The organism is Donghicola tyrosinivorans (genome assembly GCF_003003355.1).
Taxonomy (GTDB): Bacteria; Pseudomonadota; Alphaproteobacteria; order Rhodobacterales; family Rhodobacteraceae; genus Donghicola; species Donghicola tyrosinivorans.
The window spans coordinates 25,147-45,767 of record NZ_PVTQ01000018.1 but is presented as its reverse complement, the minus strand read 5'-3'; the positions used below and the strand labels follow the sequence as shown (position 1 = coordinate 45,767).

20 protein-coding genes are annotated in these 20,621 nt (G+C 60.7%); 11 read left to right on the top strand and 9 right to left on the bottom strand.

Annotation, left to right across the window (positions count from 1 at the left end; genetic code table 11):
* The first annotated feature begins 71 nt into the window (after positions 1–71).
* Positions 72–1,157 (top strand): helix-turn-helix domain-containing protein, encoded by a 1,086-nt coding sequence (locus CLV74_RS18850; protein ID WP_106267900.1) that lies wholly within the window; start codon positions 72–74, stop codon positions 1,155–1,157.
* A gap of 149 nt (positions 1,158–1,306) precedes the next feature.
* Here the strand turns inward: CLV74_RS18850 and yghX are convergent, their stop codons facing one another.
* The 3 genes from yghX to CLV74_RS22610 form a co-directional block, all read right to left on the bottom strand.
* Positions 1,307–2,206 carry a YghX family hydrolase gene (yghX, locus tag CLV74_RS18845; RefSeq protein WP_106267897.1) on the bottom strand — a complete coding sequence of 300 codons (900 nt, stop codon included), beginning with the start codon at positions 2,204–2,206 and terminating at the stop codon, positions 1,307–1,309.
* A gap of 270 nt (positions 2,207–2,476) precedes the next feature.
* A complete protein-coding gene (locus CLV74_RS23410) occupies positions 2,477–2,602 on the bottom strand; it encodes a hypothetical protein (RefSeq protein ID WP_281260669.1) in 126 nt (41 codons plus the stop codon).
* Positions 2,603–2,854: 252 nt separating this feature from the next.
* The gene (locus CLV74_RS22610; RefSeq protein ID WP_170108106.1) at positions 2,855–3,775 is read right to left on the bottom strand and encodes a LysR family transcriptional regulator; all 921 of its coding nucleotides are present in this window, start codon (positions 3,773–3,775) and stop codon (positions 2,855–2,857) included.
* 129 nt (positions 3,776–3,904) lie between these two features.
* On the opposite strand from CLV74_RS22610, the gene CLV74_RS18830 reads away from it, so the two are divergent.
* The 6 genes from CLV74_RS18830 (at position 3,905) to CLV74_RS18805 (ending at position 11,297) form a co-directional block, all read left to right on the top strand.
* A complete protein-coding gene (locus CLV74_RS18830) occupies positions 3,905–5,068 on the top strand; it encodes an acyl-CoA dehydrogenase family protein (RefSeq protein ID WP_106267893.1) in 1,164 nt (387 codons plus the stop codon).
* A gap of 11 nt (positions 5,069–5,079) precedes the next feature.
* Positions 5,080–6,189 carry a CaiB/BaiF CoA transferase family protein gene (locus CLV74_RS18825; RefSeq protein WP_106267942.1) on the top strand — a complete coding sequence of 370 codons (1,110 nt, stop codon included), beginning with the start codon at positions 5,080–5,082 and terminating at the stop codon, positions 6,187–6,189.
* Positions 6,179–7,009, top strand: a complete 831-nt coding sequence (locus CLV74_RS18820) for an HTD2 family dehydratase (protein ID WP_106267891.1) — start codon at positions 6,179–6,181, stop codon at positions 7,007–7,009. The genes CLV74_RS18825 and CLV74_RS18820 overlap by 11 nt, the downstream gene beginning before the upstream one ends.
* Complete coding sequence (locus tag CLV74_RS18815) at positions 7,003–7,785, top strand: HpcH/HpaI aldolase/citrate lyase family protein (RefSeq protein WP_106267889.1); 783 nt, start codon at positions 7,003–7,005, stop codon at positions 7,783–7,785. Before CLV74_RS18820 ends, CLV74_RS18815 begins: the two co-directional genes overlap by 7 nt.
* Before the next feature lie 132 nt (positions 7,786–7,917).
* The gene (locus CLV74_RS18810) at positions 7,918–9,033 is read left to right on the top strand and encodes a Fic family protein (RefSeq protein ID WP_106267886.1); all 1,116 of its coding nucleotides are present in this window, start codon (positions 7,918–7,920) and stop codon (positions 9,031–9,033) included.
* Positions 9,034–9,623: 590 nt separating this feature from the next.
* Positions 9,624–11,297 (top strand): methyl-accepting chemotaxis protein, encoded by a 1,674-nt coding sequence (locus CLV74_RS18805; protein ID WP_106267884.1) that lies wholly within the window; start codon positions 9,624–9,626, stop codon positions 11,295–11,297.
* A 62-nt stretch (positions 11,298–11,359) separates the two neighbouring features.
* Here CLV74_RS18805 and CLV74_RS18800 read toward each other — a convergent pair whose 3' ends face one another.
* From CLV74_RS18800 to CLV74_RS18780, 5 genes are all read right to left on the bottom strand, one after another.
* Positions 11,360–12,088, bottom strand: a complete 729-nt coding sequence (locus CLV74_RS18800) for an SDR family oxidoreductase (RefSeq protein WP_106267882.1) — start codon at positions 12,086–12,088, stop codon at positions 11,360–11,362.
* 49 nt (positions 12,089–12,137) lie between these two features.
* Positions 12,138–12,683 carry an AAA family ATPase gene (locus CLV74_RS18795; protein ID WP_106267880.1) on the bottom strand — a complete coding sequence of 182 codons (546 nt, stop codon included), beginning with the start codon at positions 12,681–12,683 and terminating at the stop codon, positions 12,138–12,140.
* Between the two features lie 13 nt (positions 12,684–12,696).
* Positions 12,697–13,572 carry an ROK family protein gene (locus tag CLV74_RS18790; RefSeq protein ID WP_106267878.1) on the bottom strand — a complete coding sequence of 292 codons (876 nt, stop codon included), beginning with the start codon at positions 13,570–13,572 and terminating at the stop codon, positions 12,697–12,699.
* Positions 13,556–14,461, bottom strand: coding sequence for a tagatose-bisphosphate aldolase (locus tag CLV74_RS18785; protein ID WP_106267876.1), 906 nt, complete (start codon positions 14,459–14,461; stop codon positions 13,556–13,558). The genes CLV74_RS18790 and CLV74_RS18785 overlap by 17 nt, the downstream gene beginning before the upstream one ends.
* Before the next feature lie 139 nt (positions 14,462–14,600).
* Positions 14,601–15,512, bottom strand: coding sequence for a sugar-binding transcriptional regulator (locus CLV74_RS18780; protein WP_245888611.1), 912 nt, complete (start codon positions 15,510–15,512; stop codon positions 14,601–14,603).
* 196 nt (positions 15,513–15,708) lie between these two features.
* Here CLV74_RS18780 and CLV74_RS18775 point away from each other — a divergent pair, with 196 nt between their 5' ends.
* The 4 genes from CLV74_RS18775 to CLV74_RS18760 all read left to right on the top strand — a co-directional run bounded on the left by CLV74_RS18775 (position 15,709) and on the right by CLV74_RS18760 (position 19,623).
* Positions 15,709–16,695, top strand: coding sequence for an ABC transporter substrate-binding protein (locus CLV74_RS18775; RefSeq protein WP_106267873.1), 987 nt, complete (start codon positions 15,709–15,711; stop codon positions 16,693–16,695).
* 9 nt (positions 16,696–16,704) lie between these two features.
* Positions 16,705–17,709, top strand: a complete 1,005-nt coding sequence (locus CLV74_RS18770) for an ABC transporter permease (protein WP_245888610.1) — start codon at positions 16,705–16,707, stop codon at positions 17,707–17,709.
* Positions 17,706–18,446 carry an ATP-binding cassette domain-containing protein gene (locus CLV74_RS18765; RefSeq protein ID WP_106267871.1) on the top strand — a complete coding sequence of 247 codons (741 nt, stop codon included), beginning with the start codon at positions 17,706–17,708 and terminating at the stop codon, positions 18,444–18,446. Before CLV74_RS18770 ends, CLV74_RS18765 begins: the two co-directional genes overlap by 4 nt.
* Before the next feature lie 154 nt (positions 18,447–18,600).
* Positions 18,601–19,623 (top strand): LacI family DNA-binding transcriptional regulator, encoded by a 1,023-nt coding sequence (locus CLV74_RS18760; protein WP_106267870.1) that lies wholly within the window; start codon positions 18,601–18,603, stop codon positions 19,621–19,623.
* Here the strand turns inward: CLV74_RS18760 and CLV74_RS18755 are convergent.
* Positions 19,572–20,615: an aldose epimerase family protein gene (locus CLV74_RS18755; RefSeq protein ID WP_106267868.1), complete on the bottom strand. Its 1,044-nt coding sequence runs from the start codon at positions 20,613–20,615 to the stop codon at positions 19,572–19,574. The two genes, CLV74_RS18760 and CLV74_RS18755, sit on opposite strands and share 52 nt — an antisense overlap.
* Positions 20,616–20,621 lie beyond the last annotated feature (6 nt).

Genomic DNA, 20,621 nt, shown 5'->3' with positions numbered 1-20,621 from the left:
TCGTAGCCCAACATTCGAATCAGCGCAACACCTTTTGGGTGGTCAAACACTTATTGTCCGCTGAAATTGATATGAATCACACATCCACGACCGTTCGCGTCGGGGCAAAGCAGGCGTGCGCCCTGCCCTTCGCAGGAATGGGGGCGATTGCCGCGCAACCCTTCTTCAAACCGATCACCCGCCGCGCCCTTTTGGCAGCGGTCAATACGGCGGCCAAAGACCTTGGTCTGCGGTCCAGCAATCTGGTCGTTCTGGATGCGCTGTTTAGCTTTCTGGCCTGCCGCGATCCGCAAACCCAATCGGAACGCCCCATCACACCCCTAACCTTGCTGACGGTCTACGCCTCAAACGACCGACTCTGCGAACGCTCCAAAGGCCTGACCGATCGCCAGTTACGCCGCCATTTCGACAAGCTGGAAAGCCTTGGCCTGATCACCCGCCGCGACAGCAACAACGGCAAACGCTTCCCGATCAAAGAAGGTGGCCACGTGATCGGTGCCTATGGGATTGATCTGAGCCCCCTGCTCTCTCGTGCCGAAGAGATCGTTGAACTGGCCGAAAAGCGCGAAGCCGAACAGCAAGAGCTGCGCGGTCTGAAGGCCCGCATCGGCAAACTGCTTGGCTTGTGTGGAGACCTGTCACTGCCAACACATGTCACCGAACGGCTGTTGGGCGTGCGCAACATCCTGCGCCGTGCGACCACCTCTGTCACTGAAATCCGTGCGCTGCTGAATTGGATGCAGGGCCTTGTGGCCCCCGATGATCAACCCGCAGAGCAACCTACCGCCGTCGAAAGCACCCCAAAACCAACCCCCTGCCCGCGGTCAAACACAAACAAAACGACCGCCACAGACGGACAAAACGTCCGGCACATAGAACCATTAAAATCAGATACTCAAAAAAAATCGCGCTCAGAAGTCAAACGCTGGAGCGATCTAAAATCTGTCAGTGCCTTCTTCCCTGAAGAACCTCAGACACAGGACGCCGCAATAACGATCATCAGATCTCTTGGTCATATGCTGGGAGTAACCAAAGAAACCTTGGCAAGTGGTTTACAAAAAGCGGGTATCTTAGGAATGCTGGTGAGACTGGATACGATTACTGAGAAATGCGCAGAGATTGCAAATCCGGATCGCTATCTTCGTCACACCTTGTAATCTTCAAGCTAAACGCGTCATGCCTTATTTTCAGTAACGGAGCAGTTTCATTCAGGCTTGAAATAACTCTGATAGACCACGGTCAACTTCACCTGTACTTCGTCAAAGAAGAACCCCGCCGAACCTGATCCGGCAGGGTCAGTGTCGGATTAAACAAGGTTACGTTTGAACCAATCTATCGTGCGCGACCATGCCAGTTCGGCATCTTCTGGATCATGGCGCGGAGTTGAATCGTTGTGAAACCCGTGGTTCGCGCCCTCATAGATGTAGGCTTCATAAGTCTTGGCGTTTTCATCCAGCGCGGCTTTATAGGCGGGCCAGCCCGCGTTCACCCGCTCATCCAAACCGCCGTAATGCAACAGGATCGGCGCGTTGATCAAAGGCACATCCGCCGCGTCGGGCTGACGCCCGTAGAACGGCACTGCCGCGCCCAGTTCGGGATACGCCACCGCTGCTGCATTGGCGACGCCGCCACCGTAGCAAAAGCCCGTGATCCCGACCTTTCCGGTGACATCTTCATGGGCCATCAGAAACTCGATCGCGGCGAAGAAATCATTCATCAGCTTGGTGCCATCTACCTGCTTTTGCAGCTCGCGCCCTTCGTCGTCATTGCCAGGATAGCCACCCATCGGGGTTAGCCCGTCAGGGGCCAGCGCAATGAAACCTGCTTTCGCAACCCGCCGCGCCACGTCCTGAATGTAGGGGTTTAGACCGCGGTTCTCATGGACGACCACGACGGCCGGAGCCTTTTCCAGTCCGCTTGGACGCACCAGATAACCACGGATCTCGCCGTGTCCGTTTGGGGACGGATAGGTGATCCATTCGGCCTTGATGTCAGGATCGTTAAAGCTGACCTGTTCGGCCAGCGCATAGTTCGGCTTCATCAACCCAAGAATGGTTGTGGCCGCCAAACCGCCGATGGCGAACTTTCCGGCGCGGTCCAGAAACTCGCGTTTGGTAATCATGCCGTGGGCGTAAAAGTCATAAAGTTCGAGCAGTTCGGGACTAAAATCTTTCGCCGTCAAACGGCGCTGGGACGTTTGTTCCATGGATTCCTCCAATAGCATGGAAATTGACCATGGTCAGGGTACGCCCGTTTTCCCGCGCAGGGGCTACACAAGTTTGTCAGTAGATGATCAGGGCAGGGTGCCGGTGAACACGCAAGCAAATACGTTGCGGGGGTCTCGGCAATCTCCACATTTGAAAATAGCGCTGTGCATGGCTGGCGCAGCACGCGCCTTGGCCGCGGTCAAACCATGGTGTGATCCAGTTGCGAAGCTGGCGCTGCATCCTTGATTTCGGACCATATCAGAGCGGTGTCAAAACGGGCGGTCTTCCACGGGCAGGCGTTCCCACGCATGCCGCACATCAACATCCATCGGCGCGGCATGGTTCGCATCGGACAGGATCAAGGCAGAGTGGGGCAGGGGAATGACCGCAGACATGGTGCCGTTTTCACTGTTCCGCAGCTCATAGACGGGCTATTTTTGCAGTGTGTGCGATCAGCGGATATCAGGGCCACTTTTTACGAGAAATCGGGCCACGCCAAGACACACCAAAGTAAGTGCATATATGTGGTCAGAATGTGCACTGAAATTCAGTAAGATTCTGAGGTGTGTGATTTTTTGAACCGTGGTCAAACGACCCGCCAAAGGCCCAATCCAGACTGAACAGGTTGGGGAAACGATCCTGCGCCGTTATTCGGCAAGTTCGGCCCCAGCCCACTGGCCCTTCTGCACCATGTCCACGGCCAATTCCCGCAGCAGAGCGCCAATGGCTGCCGCCGCCCGACCCAATGGGCGTGATGTGCTATAGGCCAGATAGACCGTGCGGCGCAGCCCCGCGCCGCCGAAGGGGTGCAGGGTGACAGCGCCCTCTGCCGCCTCGGCCTGAACGGCGTGCAATGGCAGGACCGAGCATCCGTACCCGTCGCGCACCAGCCGCTTGATGTTGGCAAAGCTGTCCACCTCAATCGCGGGATCAACGGGGATGTCCATGCCGCGCAGCCGGTCGTCCAGCATCTTGCGCAGCCCGTGCGATCCGGTGGGCAGGATCAGGGGCATCTTGGCCAGCAGGGTTTGCGCATCTAAATCCGCGTCAGTTCCCGCTGGGGCAAAGACCACCAGATCTTCGTGCAGCAGCGGTTCCGAGCGCACTCCGGCATCCCGCAGTTCCGTATAGACCACCGCCAGTTCGATCCGCCCGTCCAGTAGCCATTCACGGACATAGCCGCTCATGGCTTCGGCAACGATGATCTTGATCTTGGGGAACTGCGCTTGGCTGCCCGCGATCACCGGAACCGAGATCAGATTGCTGATCGTGCCGGGCAACCCCAGCCGCACGGTTCCTGTGGGCTCATGCCCTAAGGATCGAAGTTCCTCTCGGGTTTGGGCGAGGTCAGCCAACAAAGCTGCCGCACGCCGGGCCAGAACCTCGCCCGCTTCGGTCGGGGTGACGCCGTGGGGGCCGCGCAGCAAGAGGGGGGCGCCGATGTCCTCTTCCATCCGGCGGACGTGCAGGGACAGGGCCGGTTGCGCGATGTTCAACCGGCTGGCCGCGCGGGAAAACGATCCCTCTTCCACGATGGCCTGAAAATATCTGAGCTGCCTGAAATCCATCGGGGCCTCCTGTCGCGGATAGAGGGTATATATTTTTGATATAGGGATCAGGCAAATCATATATTGGAAATATATCATGCCGGTGGGCCATAACCGACTGAACGCCACAGCAGGCCAATGAGGATTCCCATGTACCAGCCCGCCAATGACGAATTTCAGGACATCCGCGATGCGGTTCGCGCCCTGTGCGCCGAATTCCCTGACGAGTACCATCGCAAGATTGATGAGGCCCGCACCTACCCTGAAGAGTTCGTCGATGCCCTGACCCGCGCAGGCTGGATGGCCGCCCTGATCCCCGAGGAATATGGCGGCTCGGGTCTTGGTCTGACCGAGGCCAGCGTCATCATGGAAGAGATCAACCGCGCGGGCGGGAACTCTGGCGCGTGTCATGGGCAGATGTACAACATGAACACTTTGATCCGGCATGGGTCCGAGGCGCAAAAACAGGCCTATCTGCCCAAGATCGCCAGCGGCGAGCTGCGCCTTCAGTCCATGGGCGTGACCGAGCCGACCACCGGCACCGACACCACCCAGCTGAAAACCACCGCCGTGCGCAAAGGCGATCGCTATGTGATCAACGGGCAAAAGGTGTGGATCAGCCGTGTGCAGCATTCAGACCTGATGATCTTGCTGGCCCGCACCACTCCCTTGGCCGAGGTGAAGAAAAAGTCCGAAGGGCTGTCGATTTTCCTCGTGGACGTGAAACAAGCCATGCAGTCGGGCATGTCCGTGCGTCCGATCCTGAACATGGTGAACCACGAAACGAATGAGCTGTTCTTCGACAATCTGGAAATCCCCGCCGACAACCTGATCGGTGAAGAGGGGCAGGGGTTCAAATACATCCTCACCGGCCTGAATGCTGAACGCACCCTGATCGCCGCCGAATGCATCGGGGATGGCTACTGGTTTACCGACCGCGTGACCAAATACGTCAGCGAGCGCCATGTCTTCGGCCGCCCCATCGGTCAGAACCAAGGGGTTCAGTTCCCCATCGCCGAAGCCTTTATCGAGGTCGAGGCCGCCAACCTCATGCGCTACAAAGCGTGTCAGTTGTTCGACGCCGGCCAGCCTTGCGGGGCAGAGGCGAACATGGCCAAGTACCTTGCCGCCAAAGCCAGTTGGGAGGCGGCGAACGCCTGTCTGCAATTCCACGGCGGCTTTGGCTTTGCCTGCGAATACGACATTGAGCGCAAGTTCCGTGAAACGCGCCTGTATCAAGTGGCGCCGATCTCGACCAACCTGATCCTGTCTTACGTAGCCGAGCACATCCTCGGCCTGCCGAGGTCGTTCTGATGGAGGCCGTGATGCAGCCCCTCAAGGGGGTCAAGGTCGTGGCCATCGAACAGGCCGTGGCCGCGCCTTTTGCCTCTTGCCGTCTGGCCGATGCAGGGGCCGAGGTGATCAAGATCGAACGCCCCGAAGGCGATTTCGCCCGTGGCTATGACGATGTGGCGAACGGGCAGTCCAGTTACTTTGTCTGGCTGAACAGGGGGAAAACCTCGGTAACGCTGGATCTGGCCAGCGATGCGGGCAAGGCCGAACTGGCCGCGCTTCTTGAGGATGCAGACGTGCTGCTGCAAAACCTCAAGGTCGGCGCACTGGCGCGGTTGGGCTTTGGCGTTGACCGTCTACGCCGCGATTATCCGCGCCTCATTACCTGTTCAATCTCGGGCTATGGCGAGGCTGGCCCGATGGCCGACCGCAAGGCCTATGATCTGCTGATCCAGGCGGAATCCGGTCTGTGTTCCATCACCGGCGGCCCGTCCGAGGCCGCGCGGGTCGGTATCTCAATCGTCGATATTGCCACGGGTGCCACGTCCTATGCGGCAATCCTTGAGGCGCTGATTCAGCGCGGGATCACGGGGCAGGGGACGGCGATCTCGGTCTCGATGTTCGACGTGCTGGCCGATTGGCTGACCGTGCCGCTCTTGAACCATCAGGGGGGAAAGTCGCCGCGCCGGATGGGCATGGCGCACCCCTCGATCGCGCCATATGGCGTGTTCACCGCAAGGGACGGGGCGCAGGTGCTGCTGGCGGTGCAAAGCGACCGCGAATGGCGGATGCTGTGCGATGGGTTCATGAACCGCCCCGAACTGGGCACGGACCCGCGCTATGCCCGCAATGTGGACCGCGTCGCCAACCGGACTGAGGTCGATGACGCCGTCGCCCAAGGGTTCGCCACCCGCACCAAGGCCGAGGCGATTGCCGCCCTAGAGGCGGTGAATGTGGCCTTTGCCTCGGTCAATGACATGCAGGGTCTGTCTGAACATCCCCACCTGCGCCGCGTCACCGTGGATACGCCCAACGGGCCGGTCAGCTATCCTGCGCCTGCCGCGTTGTTTGACGGTGCCGCCCGCAGCTTTGGCGCGGTCCCTGCGCTGACCCCGATCAAGGACACCCAAGATGAGCGTTGATCTTTCCCACCTGCGCCAATGGATTGGCCGCACGGAAACCCAGTCCGAATTGCTGACCCCATCACAAGTGCAGCGCTTCAACGCGACCTTCGACCGGACCTCTGATCTGACCCTTGGGGCTAAGGCCCCTTTGCTGATCCACTTGTGCCTGTGCCAACCCGCCGTGCCCACGGCAGAGCTTGGCCCCGATGGCCACCCCGCACGGGGCGGCTTTCTGCCCCCCGTTCCGCTGCCCCGCCGGATGTGGGCTGGCGGAGCCTTCAGTTTCCACGCCCCCATCCGCATCGGTGATACGGTCACGCGCCAGTCCGAGATTCTGGATGTGGTGGTGAAAGAGGGCCGCTCTGGCACCCTATGTTTCGTCACCGTGGAACACCGGATTTCCAGCGGCGACACGCTGGCCGTGACGGAACGGCAGGACATCGTCTATCGCGACATCTCATCTGCCACGGTCCCCGAAGGCGAGACTGCGCCCAAGGGGCATGTGTCGCGGGGCATCATCGCCTCGGCCCCACTTTTGTTTCGCTACTCGGCGCTGACGTTTAACGGCCACCGCATCCACTATGACAACCCGCACACCACGCGGACCGAAGGCTATCCCGGTCTGATCATCCACGGCCCGATGCAGGCCACGCTTCTGGCGCAACTGGCCGCCGATGTGCGTGGCAGCGTGCCTGCCAGCTTCCGCTTCCGCAGCCTCTCGCCCATCTTCGACACCGATGATTTCTACATCAACGCCGATGAGGACGGCGACGATCTGCTGCTCTGGACCAACCGCACGGGTGGTCCCGTCGCGATGGAGGCGACAGCCTCATGGTAACGCTGGACGCCTTGCGCACCGCCCTGTTTGTGCCAGCAACCCGCCCTGACCGCTTTGCCAAGGCGGCGGCCTCGGGTGCGGATGCGATTATTCTGGACCTTGAAGACGCGGTTTTGCCCGATGACAAAGACGCCGCCCGCGCGAACTTAAGCGCCGGTTTCGACTGTCCGGTCATCGTCCGGATCAACGCCACAGGCACCCCTTGGCACAAGGACGACTGCGCCGCTGTCGCCGCGCTGGACTGCGCCGCCGTCATGGTGCCCAAAGCCGAAGACCCCGAAACCCTGCGCCGCATCTCTGAAACCACTGGCAAACCCTTGGTCGCCTTGATCGAGACCGCCTTGGGCATGGCAAACGCCCGCGCCATTGCGCAGACCGCAGGGGTGGTCCGTCTGGCCTTCGGCTCGGTCGATTACTGCGCTGATCTGGGGTGCGATCACACGCCCGAGGCTCTGCTCACCGCCCGCTCTGAACTGGTTCTGGCCGCCCGTCTTGGCGGGTTGGCGGGTCCGCTGGATGGCGTGACCACCCGCATTGACGATCCCGCCACCGTGACCGCTGATGCGGCCCGCGCCAAAGCGCTGGGGATGAGCGGCAAGCTCTGCATCCACCCCGCCCAAATCGCCCCCGCAACGCAGGCTTTCCGTCCAGATGCCGCGCAGATCGCATGGGCCACCCGCGTTCTGGCCGCCAGCGAAGGCGCCGCCCGCGTGGATGGCGAGATGGTGGACGAACCCGTCCGCCTGCGCGCCCGCGCCATTCTGGCGGGGGTTTAAGATGTCCTTGCCGCGATCCATCGCGCGGGACAGGGCGGTCTAGCAGTCGTCAGGGTGCTTTGAGGCATAGAATTGACTCTTATACCTCAAAAATGATCTAGTTATGAGTTATAGAAAGAGGTCCTATAACTCATGGCATGGAACTGGCAGATATCCGGCTGGCCTGAATTTCGGTATGATGCGGCAGCATTGGCACCGCTTGAACAGCGATTTCTGATGTCGTCGGGCGAGGTGCTTGGGGCTGTTCACCATGTAAATCCGACCGAGCGCGACCAGTTCCGCATTGATCTGCTCAGCGATGAGGCCATGAAGACCAGCGCCATTGAAGGCGAAATGCTGGACCGGCTTAGTGTTCAATCCTCTCTCCGCCGGCACCTCGGGTTGGAACCGGACAGCTATCCGCACAAACCCCGCGAGCAAGGGGTGGCCGAAATGATGGTTGATGTCTACTCGACCTTTGCCGCAGCGCTTGGGCATGACACGCTGTTTCGGTGGCATGACATGCTGTTGTCTTTCGACAAACGGCTAGAGGCGGTCGGCGCGTACCGGCGGCACGAAGACGCGATGCAGATCGTCTCGGGGCGCGTGGATCGCCCTGTCGTGCATTTTGAGGCCCCGCCGTCGGAACAGGTTCAGGCGGAAATGAACCGTTATGTGGACTGGTTCAATCAGAGCGGGCCGGGGGGTGACGCGCCCTTGCCAGCACTGACCCGCGCGGGCCTTAGCCATCTTTATTTCGAAACCATCCATCCATTTGAGGACGGCAATGGTCGCTTGGGTCGGGCCTTGGCAGAAAAATCTCTGGCGCAAAACATCGGTCAGCCCAGTCTGATCGCCTTGGCCTTCACAATCGAGCGAAAGCGGAAGGACTATTACGATCAGCTTGAGCGGTATCAGAAAACGCTGGATGTCACGGCGTGGCTTGTCTGGTTCGCCGAGGCCGTGCTGGAAGCGCAGCAGATCACCTTGAACCGCGTCGGCTTTTTCATTGCCAAGGCGCATTTCTACGACCGGCATCGTGATCAGCTAAATGACCGCCAAGCCAAGGTGATTGCGCGGATGTTCCGCGAAGGTCCGGACGGGTTCAAAGGTGGCTTAAGCGCAGAGAAGTATATCTCAATCACAGGCACATCGCGGGCGACCGCAACGAGGGATCTGCAAGACCTTGTCGAGATTGGCGCCCTCACCCGCACTGGCGAGCGCCGATACACGCGCTACTGGCTGGGGCTGACGGCATCGGGTGGTTAGTGCATCGCTGTTGGGACGGGCGAATTGCCGAGCCTTCTGTGCATCTGCGTCGATGTTTTTTCCTCAGGACTGAAGTGTATGGCCGCGTGCTTTCAGTCTTGCGCGACCCGCCGGGACAACAGCAGCGGCTGTTTTGAAATATGCACTTCCAATTGTTCCGGCTCCATCGCGGCTGCGCGATTCTCGGTGCCTCGGAAATAAAGATATGCGGCCCATCGAATATATTTTCGGCTTGCTTTCGAATGGAACCGGATAAGGCGAAAGACGCCGGTTCCACGCCCCAAGCGCCCTGAAAACCAGACTGTCGCTACGTCACTTTTGCCTTATTTTACTGCACTTTCTGCGTAAGCATGTGGAAACACAAAGCTATTTGGCACCAATCCCGAAAGCAAAACCCACTTTGTATATGTGCAAGGGGCGTTGGGTTAGCCCCGGTTCCTTGGTTCCATTTTCTGCCGTAACCCCGATTCATGGAAGAGTCGTGGAAAATTGCGTGGGATTTAGGGACACCCGCAATACAGCCTCCGACAAATAAATTCCAAAATACGAATGGGTGAGGGTTTGGCAGTAGTGATCGGTAAGGAGGACCTATGCGTTTCACGATCAAAGCAAAGTTTATCGCAGTATTTTCGGTTATATTTCTGATGTTGGGGGCGGTGATCGGTCTGTCGCTTGTGCGGTTTCAGAATGTCACTGGTGAATTCAGGCAAATCGTTCATGTGGACACGCCGGATTTGATGGCCGTGCAGGGGATCGCGGAAGAAGAGTCCGCCATCCGCACGATGGTCGCCGAGGTTCTGATCTCGCTGGTCAATGATCACCCCGCACGCATTCCCCATCTGGTCGAGCAAGTAGACAGCCGCAGCGCCGCGCTGTTGGAACAGATCAACGCGCTTGCGGACCGCTCGACGGGCGACAGCAAAGAGCTGCTGGCGCAAATCGCGGATCAGCACAATGCGCTGGTTCAGGCGAACAAGCGGGCGACCGATCTTGAGCTTGCAGGCGACGGCGAGAACGCGAACGTCGTTTTCCATAGCGATGCCAAGATCGTCATCATGCGGATTTTCGACCTTGTCGAAGATCTGAGCGACAGCATGACGGCGGAAATGGTGGCCGCGGTTGATCACGCCGAAGAGGCGCAGACCGACCTGACGCAGTATTCGCTGGCCGCTGCGGCGCTGGTCGGGGCCTTTGGTATCTTTGCCGCCTTTATGATCCTTACATCCTTTAACCGTGCGATGGGCAAGGCGCTGGCGCTGGCCAAGCGCGTGGCGCAAGGGGACCTTCGCGAACTGGCCACCTTCAATCGCAATGATGAGATCGGAGATCTGCTGATCGCCCAGAATGACATGGTCCTACGCCTGCGCGAAACCGTGGGTCAGATGACCGAGGTTGCGCGGAATGTGGCGTCCGGTGCGAACCAGATGGCCTCAACTTCAGAGGATCTGGCATCGGGGGCCGCGCAGCAGGCCGGAACCTCGGAAAGTGTGTCGGCCTCGGTCGAAGAGATGGCCACTAGCATTGCAGACGCCTCCAAGAACGCCAATCTGACCGAAGATATCGCCCGCAAGTCCGCTTCTAGCGCGGCCGAGACCGGCAAGGCCGTAGCCGCTGCGGTGGACGACATGAAACGTATCGCGGAACGGATCATGGTGGTGCATGAAATCTCGCGTCAGACCGACCTTCTGGCCCTGAACGCCGCCGTTGAGGCTGCCCGCGCAGGCGAGCATGGTCGCGGTTTCGCGGTTGTGGCCTCAGAGGTGCGCAAGCTTGCCGAGATCAGCCAGAAGGCGGCCTCGGAAATCTCGGAGCTTTCGGTCAGCACGGTGAAATCGGCGGTCACCGCAGGCAAGGTGCTGGCGGATCTGGTCCCTGATATCGAGCGGACGTCCGATCTGGTCACAGAGATCAGCGATGCCTCGCGCCGCTTGTCGGAAGGCTCGAACGAGATCAACCGCTCGATCCGTGATCTGGATGTTGTAACCCAAGGCAATGGCGCGGCCTCTGAGGAAATGTCTGCGGCGGCGGTTGAGCTGTCCTATCAGGCGCAGGCTTTGGCCGAGGCGGTGCAGTTCTTCAAAACTACGGACGCAGAGGCCATTGATGATCTGGCGCCTCTTGCCGTTGAGCATACGGATGATGCGGCCAATGACCAAACCGCTGAAAAGCCAAAGGTTGAGATGGTCACGTTTGACCTTGAAAAGCCCAGTGCTGCGAATACTGCCCCCGCAAAGGCCCCCGACTACAGCTTTAATGTAGCGTGAGGCCATCGGCCTTAGGTCGGGACAAAGGGCGGCACGGGTCAAACCGGTGCCGCCTTTTCTATTCAGACTGCGGTGAAGCCGCCATCAATCGGCAGGCTGACGCCCGAAATCATCGCGGCCCCGTCCGACAGCAGAAAGACCACCGGCGCAGCGATATCGTCTTCGGTAGCCCATTTTTGCAGGGGCATGGTGTCCAGGAACGGCTTTTCGATTTCAGGGCGGCCCCAGTACCATGCGGACATGGGCGTCATAACCACGGTCGGGTTCACGCTGTTGACGCGGATGCCGTAGGGTCCAAGCTCCATCGCGGAGACGCGGGTGATATTGTCCAGCGCCGCCTTGGATGAGCCGTAAGAGATATGCCCGCGCAAGCCCACCAGTGATGCCTGACTTGAGACATTGACGATCGCGCCGCCCTTGCCCAATCGGATCATCGACTGCGAGGCGTATTTGGTCACCAAAAGCGCGCCCCGCGCGTTGATTGCGATGACCTTGTCAAAGACGGTGATGTCGGTCTCCATCGGGGTGGCAATCTCGCCGCCGAAGCCGCCGCAGTTCACCACGCCCCACAGGTCCAGACCCTCTAGCGCGTCTCGGATCTGGTCTTCGGATTCCAGATCGAACGCCAGCGTGCGGCATCCGGTCTCCGTGGCCAGCGCTTCAAGGCCCTCGGTGTTGCGACCGTTTGCGATGACGTCGGCGCCTGCCTCGGTCAGTTGGCGCACAATCGCGCCGCCGATGCCGCCGGTCGCGCCGGTGACAAGTATCGGGCCTTTATCCAGTCCTTTCATGGGGTGTCCTTTCAATGAGGAAAGCCGGTCAATCGCCGGGGTGGCAGGTTCAGGAAGTTAAAATATCTATGATCTGGTGGGCTTCGGCCGCTGACAGGGCCGCTTGGCCGTTCACGGTGATGACCGGCCCGAAGCCCGTCGGTTTGGCGGTTTGGGCCAGCGTGAACAGCTCATCCGCGTATGAGGCGGGCAGGTGGCCTGCATGCCGCTGCTGACTGCGGGCGCGGTAGCGGTCGGCGGCGGTTTGGGGCGCGATCTGCACCCAAACCTCGACCACGCGGTCGATCCGCGCCCGTTTCAGGTGGGCTTGCAGGACCTCGGGCGGTTGGAACCCGTGCCATGCGTCGATCACCGGCAGCAGCTGGTCGGGAAAGGCGGCGATCGAGTTGAAAATCGCATGATAGCTGCCACGGCCAAGCATCCGGTTATACTCTCGGTCGCCGGTGCCTAGTTGAGCGAACAGCCCCTCTTTCACGGTGTCCAACCCAAGCGGCACGGCGCAAAGCCCCGCCTTATGCAGCAAAGGGACCAGATCGGCCATGATGGTGGATTTGCCGCTGGCGGGAACCCCGTTGATCAAAACTGCCTGTCTCATGATCGGGTCTGCCTTATGTGGGGCCAACGGCCAGAAAACCGGCTAGGCCCGCGCCGATGGTGCCCGCATCATCGCCCATCCGTGCCGCGACAACAGGACGATCAAACCAAGTGCCTGCCTTGGGCAAATGACCCAGCGCCCGCGCCATGTCGTGACCCAGCCCGCCCCCTAGAATGATACAGGCCGGATCGACCACTGCAATCAGGGATTGCAGGGCGCGGGTCATGGGGCTTGCCCATGCTTTGACCAGTTCTGCGGCGGCCTCGTCGCCCGCGTCAGTGGCATCCAGCAGGTCTTCGGCCTTGGTCGTTTCCGGCAAGCCGCCTTTGGTGATCAGTGCGCCCAAGGCGGGTCCAGCGCAGAAAGTCTCAATGCAGCCGCGCTGCCCGCATTTGCACAAGGGGCCTTCGTGATCGACGACCATATGACCGAACTGGCCCGCGAAATTGCTGCCGTAAAAGGGCCGCCCGTCCAACAATAGCGCGCCGCCGACACCGGTTCCGATTGTGATCATAGCGACCAGACCGGCCATGCCCTGCGCCTCTGCGACTAGAGCCATTGCGGCATCATTGCCGATACGGCAGGGCAGGCCGGTCTGTTCAGTGACCACGCCAGCCAAGTCCAATCCGGCAATGTCCAGATAACCGGCGGAATGAACGCCGCCCGTCACACCGGCGATGCGGCCCGGCAGACCGATCCCGACGGCGCAGGTGGACCCATCGCGCACCGCCTCGATCAGGCGCACGACCTGAGCCACAAACGCTGCGCGATCACGGGCAACAGGTTCGGCCAGTCGCGCTCGCATGTGGCCGCAACGCTCGATGCGGGCGGCACGGATGCGCGTGCCGCCGACGTCCAGTCCGATGGCTGTCTCAGGCTTTGTCTGCATGTGCGTTCAGAATGGTAAAGATCTCGGCAAGGCGGGCGCTTGCGATCTTTTCAAGGCGCTCTTCGGACACCTTACGGTCCAGTGAAATGCAGTCTTTCCACAGGGACCGCCCCGCGATGACGCCCGATGCGCCGTTGTCCATGGCGGTCTGGACCTGCGTCACGAAGGTCTCATGATCCACCCCAGCGGATAGAACGGCCCACGGCACGCCCTGACACAGGGCAGTGATCTCGGCGCAGGCTTCAGGCGTGCCGGGGTAGGGCAGTTTCAGCACCTTCGAGCCAACCTCAAGCGCCATCCGCGCACAGCCGACGATCAGGTCGGGGAAGGCGGCTTTGTAGTCAGTGTCGGATTCCCCATCGACCTGATAGGTCAGAATCTCGACCACCAGCAGCAGGTCTTCGGCGGCAAAATCGGCAACGCAGTCGCGGATGATCTGGACGTTGTAGGCATTGGCTTCGGGCAGATCGGGGCGCAGATAGACCATCAGCTTGGCCCCCGTGCCGCCCAATTCGCGTACACGGCGGGCGGTGATCCCTGGGGTCAGGATCGACTTGCGGTAGCCGTTTTCATCGATGTCCCAGCCGGAATCGTCGAGGCCAATCAGGAGGCCCGTGTCACGGGCCAGAACACCGTCATCCACCACAGCCGGTACGGCGCAGGTGGCATCCAGCAGCACGCAAGTGGCTTTGTTCGCAAGAAATTTCGTAATGTCCGCTTTGGTTTGCCCCAGAATATCCACGCCAATCGCGGCTTGGGCTTCGGGCGTATCGGCCAGCACTTTGCGCATTCCGCCCCGCTGATCGCAGGCGACCACCATCATAAAACCGTTGTCCGAGCAGATCTGCTGGTAGCCGCGCCGTTCAGCCGTCGTCATTTGCGCTGTCATAATTCGCTTTCCTCTATGGTTTTTGGCGCGCCGAAAGGCGCGCCTGAATGCTGGCTTGCATAGAGGGTTAGCGATTCCGAAATCGCCGTTCAACAATTAATTTCCGAAAGATATTTCAAGACGTGGTTGGCCCTTGTTTTCATTCGGCTTCTGACACATCCAGCTTTGCCTCGACCAAGGCGATGGTGCGCGCATCTGTGACCAGAGTGTTAATCAAGCCCGCCCGCGCCGCGCCGATGATCGGATCAACCTTGTCGGCCCCGACGCAGACGCCAATCGCCAAGGGAACGCGGCGCAGCTGCTGGCGGCTCATGCCCATTTGGTAACTTTGGTTGGGCCATTCGATGGGGGTGCCGTCGATGTCGAAGTACTGGCGCACCACGTCGCCAACCACGCGGCTGGCCTGTTCCGGCAAGAAGCCCGGACCGTGACTGGTCGAGGCATCCACGTAGTTCCCAATGCCCGTCACCGTCACATCCACGCGTTCCCACAGGGCCATGACCTCGGCGATTTCTGGGGTGCGCACCAGTTGGGTGTACAGCTCGGGGCTGGGGCGGGCAGGGGCGAACAGCAGCTTGGCCTGACCGCCCATTTGCTCGGCTGTGGTGCGGGCAAACTCGTTGATTTGAAAGTGTGACTGGGTCTGGTTCATGCCGCCCGTCGCAGGGACGACCGTTGCATTCGCCAGCGCAGGCAGGCCGTGGGTGACCACGCTTTGCATGGCGCGGCCCCAGCCGATGGCGACCACCGGATTGGCATCAAGGTTCGCGTCTTGGATCAGCTTGCCCACGGCTACCGACAGGGCAGGCGGGTGCCCCGTTTCAATCGCGCGGATCTGTTTGAGGCCAAGCGCACGGGCCACCGCGTCATGTTCGTTCGCAAGCTCTTCAAGGGGCGGGACCTCGAATCGGACGATGCCTTCTTCCCGTGCGCGGGTCAGTAATCGGGACACGCTGGCGGTCGACATCTCCATTCTGCGGGCCACTTCGACCTGCGGCAGGCCGTCAATGTAGTGCAGTCGGGCCGCCGTATGAATCAACGTGCGATTCATAAGCCCTGTGTTTTTTAAGCGTTCTGTCATTTGCGGCCCCGTGAAATTTATTTCTGACATTTTATTCTTGTGCGATCAGCGCCGGATGCGCAAACATATATTTACAGACAACGTCTGAGTGCCGCGACCCAAAAGGCTGCGCGTCACATTTGGCAGCATCAGGAGGGGTGCTGCGCAATTAAGGGAGGAGCTTTGTATGCTCAATTATTTCAAGACGACCGCACTGGCCGCCGTCATGGGGCTATCGGGTCTGGTCGGCGCAGTTCATGCCGAAGACGCAAAAGACATTAACATCACTCTGGTGCCCGGTCTGACGACCGACGCTTTCTACATCACCATGAACCGCGGGGCCCAAGCAGCGGCGCAGGCGCTTGGCATCACCGTGGATTTTCAGGGCGCGGAAGAATTTGATCCGGTTCTGCAAACCCCCGTTCTGGATGCGGTCATCGCCCGTGGGCCTGACGCGATCCTGATCGCGCCCACCGACACCACCCAGATGATCGAGCCCCTGCGCCGCGCCCATGATCAGGGCATCACGGTTGTGACCGTCGATACCTTTATTGACGACGGCAAATACCAGACCGGCTCGGGCGATGGGGATTTCCCGATGTCCTATATCGCCTCGGACAACACCGGCGGTGGCCGTATGGCGGCCCGTTACATGGCCGAAGCCATCGGCGGTGAAGGGCAAGTCTATGTATCGAACGTCCGTCCGGGCATTTCGACCACGGACCAGCGCGAAGAGGGCTTCAAGGCCGAGATGGCCGAGAACTATCCCAACGTCACCGTCCTTGAGACCCAGTACAACGAGAATGACTCGTCTCTGGCCGCATCGCAGTTCGCTGCGGTTCTGGCACGGAACCCCGATGTCAAAGGCGTGTTCGGGGCCAACCTGTTCTCGGCCTTGGGCGCGGGCAACGGTGTTGAAGGCGCTGGCAAAGCCGACGACGTGACCGTGATTGCCTTTGATGCTCCGCAAAGCATCGTCGACAACATCTCGTCGGGTCTGGTGGACGCGGCCATCGCGCAGCACCCCGCTGAGATCGGCTATTTCGGCGTCATGGCGGCCTATGCCGTTCTGACTGGTGAATCCGTGCCGACCTCGATCGGGACCGGCTTTACCGTCATCACCGCCGACAACGTGGGCGACGAGAACATCGCCAAGTTCATCTATTCCGAGTGAGTAGAACTGGTGAGCAAGACACAAAAAACTGGGACCTCATTACTGAGGTCCCTCCTAAACGCCTGGTCATGGCTGTTTCTGGTTCTGATCCTGGGCTTTTTCGAGATTTACGCGCAGCTTGAAGCAGGAAATACCTTCTTGTTCCGCGCCTATAACCTTCAGTCGATCGCGGTGGCGTCCTCGCAGATCCTGCTATTGGCGCTGGGGCTGACGCTGGTCATTGTGGCCGGTCACATCGACCTGTCGATCGGGTTCACCACGGGGCTTTCAGCGGTTGTCATGGCCTTGGTTATCCGCGCCGCTGGTCCCGATGCAGGGCTCTTGGCGGTGATCCTTGCCATGCTGGTCGGGGTGGGGGCCGCGATTGTGGTCGGTCTGGTCAACGGCTGGCTTGTGGCCAAGCTGGATGTGCCCAGTTTCATCGGCACCCTTGGCACCTATGGCGTGGCGCGCGGCGCGGCACTGATTGTTGCGGGCGGGGCCACTGTCTCGATCCGCAGCGACGAGGCGCGGGCCTTTGGTAATGGCGATCTGCTGGGGGTTCCGATCCCCGTCGTGGTGGCCATCGTTCTGGCGGTCGGCTGTCATTATTTGCTGACCTACACCAAATTCGGCGTGCATACCTATGCGCTGGGGGCCAACCGCGCCTCGGTCGAGCGGGCGGGTGTGGATGTGAACAAGCTGCTGATCAAGCTGTTCGTCATCTCGGCCGTGACGGCGGGCATCGGCGGGCTGGTCTACACGGGCCGTTTCTCGGCTGGCGCTGCCAACGCGGGCGAGCCGATCCTGCTATACGCCGTGGCCGCAGTCTTTATCGGTGGCGCGTCGCTGACAGGCGGTCAGGGCACGATCATCGGCACCGTCATCGGCGCGATCATCATCGCCGTGATCCAGTTCGGCTTGGTCTTTACCGGCTTGCCCCCCTATTGGCAGTTCGTGGCCGTGGGTCTGGTGATCATCGTCGCGGTTCTGGTGGATCAGTCGAAAAGCAAGCTGACAGGAGGCCGGGTATGAGCGCACTTCTGCAAGTCAAAGGGCTGAAAAAGCGGTTCGGCGGCAACGAGGCTGTCAGCAACGTCAACTTTGAGGTCAACGCTGGCGAATGCGTGGTTCTGGCAGGCGACAACGGGGCGGGTAAGTCCACAGTGATCAAGATGATCTCTGGGGTGTATACGCCGACCGAGGGCGAGGTTTACTTTGACGGCAACCTGCTGACTGGCCAGTCCCCCGAAGGGGTGCGGAACGCGGGGATCGAGACGATCTATCAGGATCTGTCGCTGGCCGATAACCTTGATCCGGGTCTGAACCTCTATCTGGGGCGCGAAAAGACCAAATCCGTGATGGGGTTCACCTTTCTGGATCGGGCCCAGATGCGCAAAGACGCGGCAGAGGTGATGAAAGGTTTGGGCATCGTTGTCCCCGATCCTTCCGCGCCAGTGCGCGATCTGTCGGGCGGACAGCGGCAGGCGATTGCCATTGCCCGCGCCATCCACTGGAAGGCCAAACTGGTCATCATGGACGAGCCGACAGCCGCCCTTGGCGTGCCGGAACAGCGCGAGGTGATGGCTCTGATCCACCGCCTGAAAGAGCAGGGCGTGGGGATCATCCTGATCTCGCACAACCTGCCGGATATCTTTGCGGCGGCGGACCGGATTATCGTTCTGGCCCGTGGTGTGGTTGGCGGCGAACGCCGCCCTGCCGAGACCAACGATGAGGAAATCGTGCGGCTGATGATGGGGGCCACTGCCTAAGCGGCATCCCGTTTCGTGCGAATTCCAAGGCTGCCTCTGCTCTCCGGAGGCAGCCTTTTTGCCTACGCCCCTGCGGCAAAGCTGGCCTTTTCGAAAGTGGTATTGCACAGAGCAGACCGGTAAGCTGCGCCAAAGACCCAAGTCGAGGAACCCAATGGCCTCAATCAAAGATATTGCCCGACTGTCAGGGGCCGGAATCTCGACTGTGTCGCGGGTCATCAACAACAGCGGCTATGTCTCGGAGGCGACCCGAAAGCGGGTCGAGCAAGCGATTGCCGAACTGGATTACCGCCCGAACGCCGGTGCACGTGTCATGCGCAGCGGGCGCAGCAATCTGATCGGGCTGCTGGTGCCCTCGATCAAGGTGGATTTCTTTGCGCGTCTGTCGCATCGGCTAGAGCGGCGGTTGTTTGATCAAGGCTATCAGACCTTGATCTGTTCCACAGCCGAAGACAGCCAGCATGAGGCCGAATATGTCCGCATGTTGCTGGCACAGCAGATCGACGGGCTTTTGGTCGTGCCGGTGGGCGATCAGCCCCAAGCCTTTGACAAGTTGCGGCAGGCGGGCGTGCCGATTGTTGCGCTGGACCGGTCCTTGGATGATCCGGCGGCCACGTCGGTGCGGGCAGATCACTTTGGCGGTGGGCAGCTTGCGGCCAAGCATCTGATCGACTTGGGCCATGAGCGGATCGCGGTACTTGGCGCACCGGCTCAGTCGCCACCCGTGCAGGCCCGCGCTGCGGGTGCGGTGCAGGCTTGCGCGGCGCAGGGATTGCCCGCGCCGACGGTTATGCTGGGACCGGATCACACGGTGCAGGATTGCGCCGCATTGGCGCGGCAGTTGCTGGATCGGGCCGACCGGCCAACGGGCATCGTCGGCACCAGCGATATTGCGGCCATCGGGATCATGCATGCCGCCCGCGCCATGGGGATCGACATTCCATCGCAGCTGTCCGTTGCGGGCTTTGATGACACGCCGCTGGCGTCCTATGTCTTTCCCGCGCTGACCACCATCGCACAGCCCATTGACCGGATCGCGGATGAGGCGATTGCCGCATTGCTAGAGATGATCCGCGCCCCAAGCGATGCGGTGGCCAAAGACACAGTTCTGCCGGTCGCCTTGCGTCAGCGTGAATCCACTGGCCCTGCCGCGCCCGATGAGACCGAGATCGCGTAACGGGTGTAGAACGGCTGATCCGCCCGCAGGTCAAAGGTAGTATCCTGTCCGGTGGCGGATAGCGGGTTTGCCTGCGCCGAGGTTGCGGTGCCCAGATCGAAGGCCGCGCGCACAGGCTCGACCCCCAAGGCCAGATGCCGCCGCGACCAAGGCGCCGCCGCGCGCCCTTGGTTCGACACCCACAGCATCACAAAGGGGAACTGCTCGGGGTCAAAGTCCAGATGCCGCTGGATGCCCGACCCGCGGTCGCGCAATGTGACGCGCCCGTCGCATCCCAAGGCCAAAAGCCGCGTTTCGCTTTGCTCAAGACGGGGCAGGCGGCTGAAATCCAGCGGGCTGCTGTGAAAGCTTTGGATTGTCTCAAGACTGGCTGAGCGGGCATTGTCGCGGGCCGGTGTGGGATCGTCGCTGGACACCTGCGGATGTGACCAGACTTGGTTGGCCCTGTGCACGATCACCTCGGTGCTTTGGGGTTTGGAGGACAGGGAAAAGACCGGATGCAGGCCGATCGGCAGGCGGCAATCACGGCGTGGCTGCACCCATAGTTCGATTGTGATGCCGTGTTTGCTGGGGGTTAGACGACGGCGCAGCGATTGGATCGGGTGATCTGCGGGATAGTCGATCTGTGCCTCAATGCTGTCCGGCGTCACCGCGATGTCCCAGTCATGATGCGCCCCGTAGCCGTGGGCAAAGGGATCTTCCCAACCGCTTGGAGCCGTCCATTCCGCAGGCAATCCGTCATGGGCCACGCCGAAAGGCACGCAGGGCCATTCGCCGCTAAGCCCTTGCATCAATCCGGTCAGCCCGTCGGCCTCGGGCGTGCCGACCCAAGGGGCGGTGTGCAGAGGGCGCACGATAGAGCCGTCTTCGGTGCGCAGGGTCAGATCCCGTATCATCGCGCCGCGCCGTTGCAGGCTCAGGCTACCGTCTGGCCAGATCAAGGTGGACTGGGTGGCAGTGTCGACCGGCTGGAACGTGCTTGCGGGTATCATCTCTGG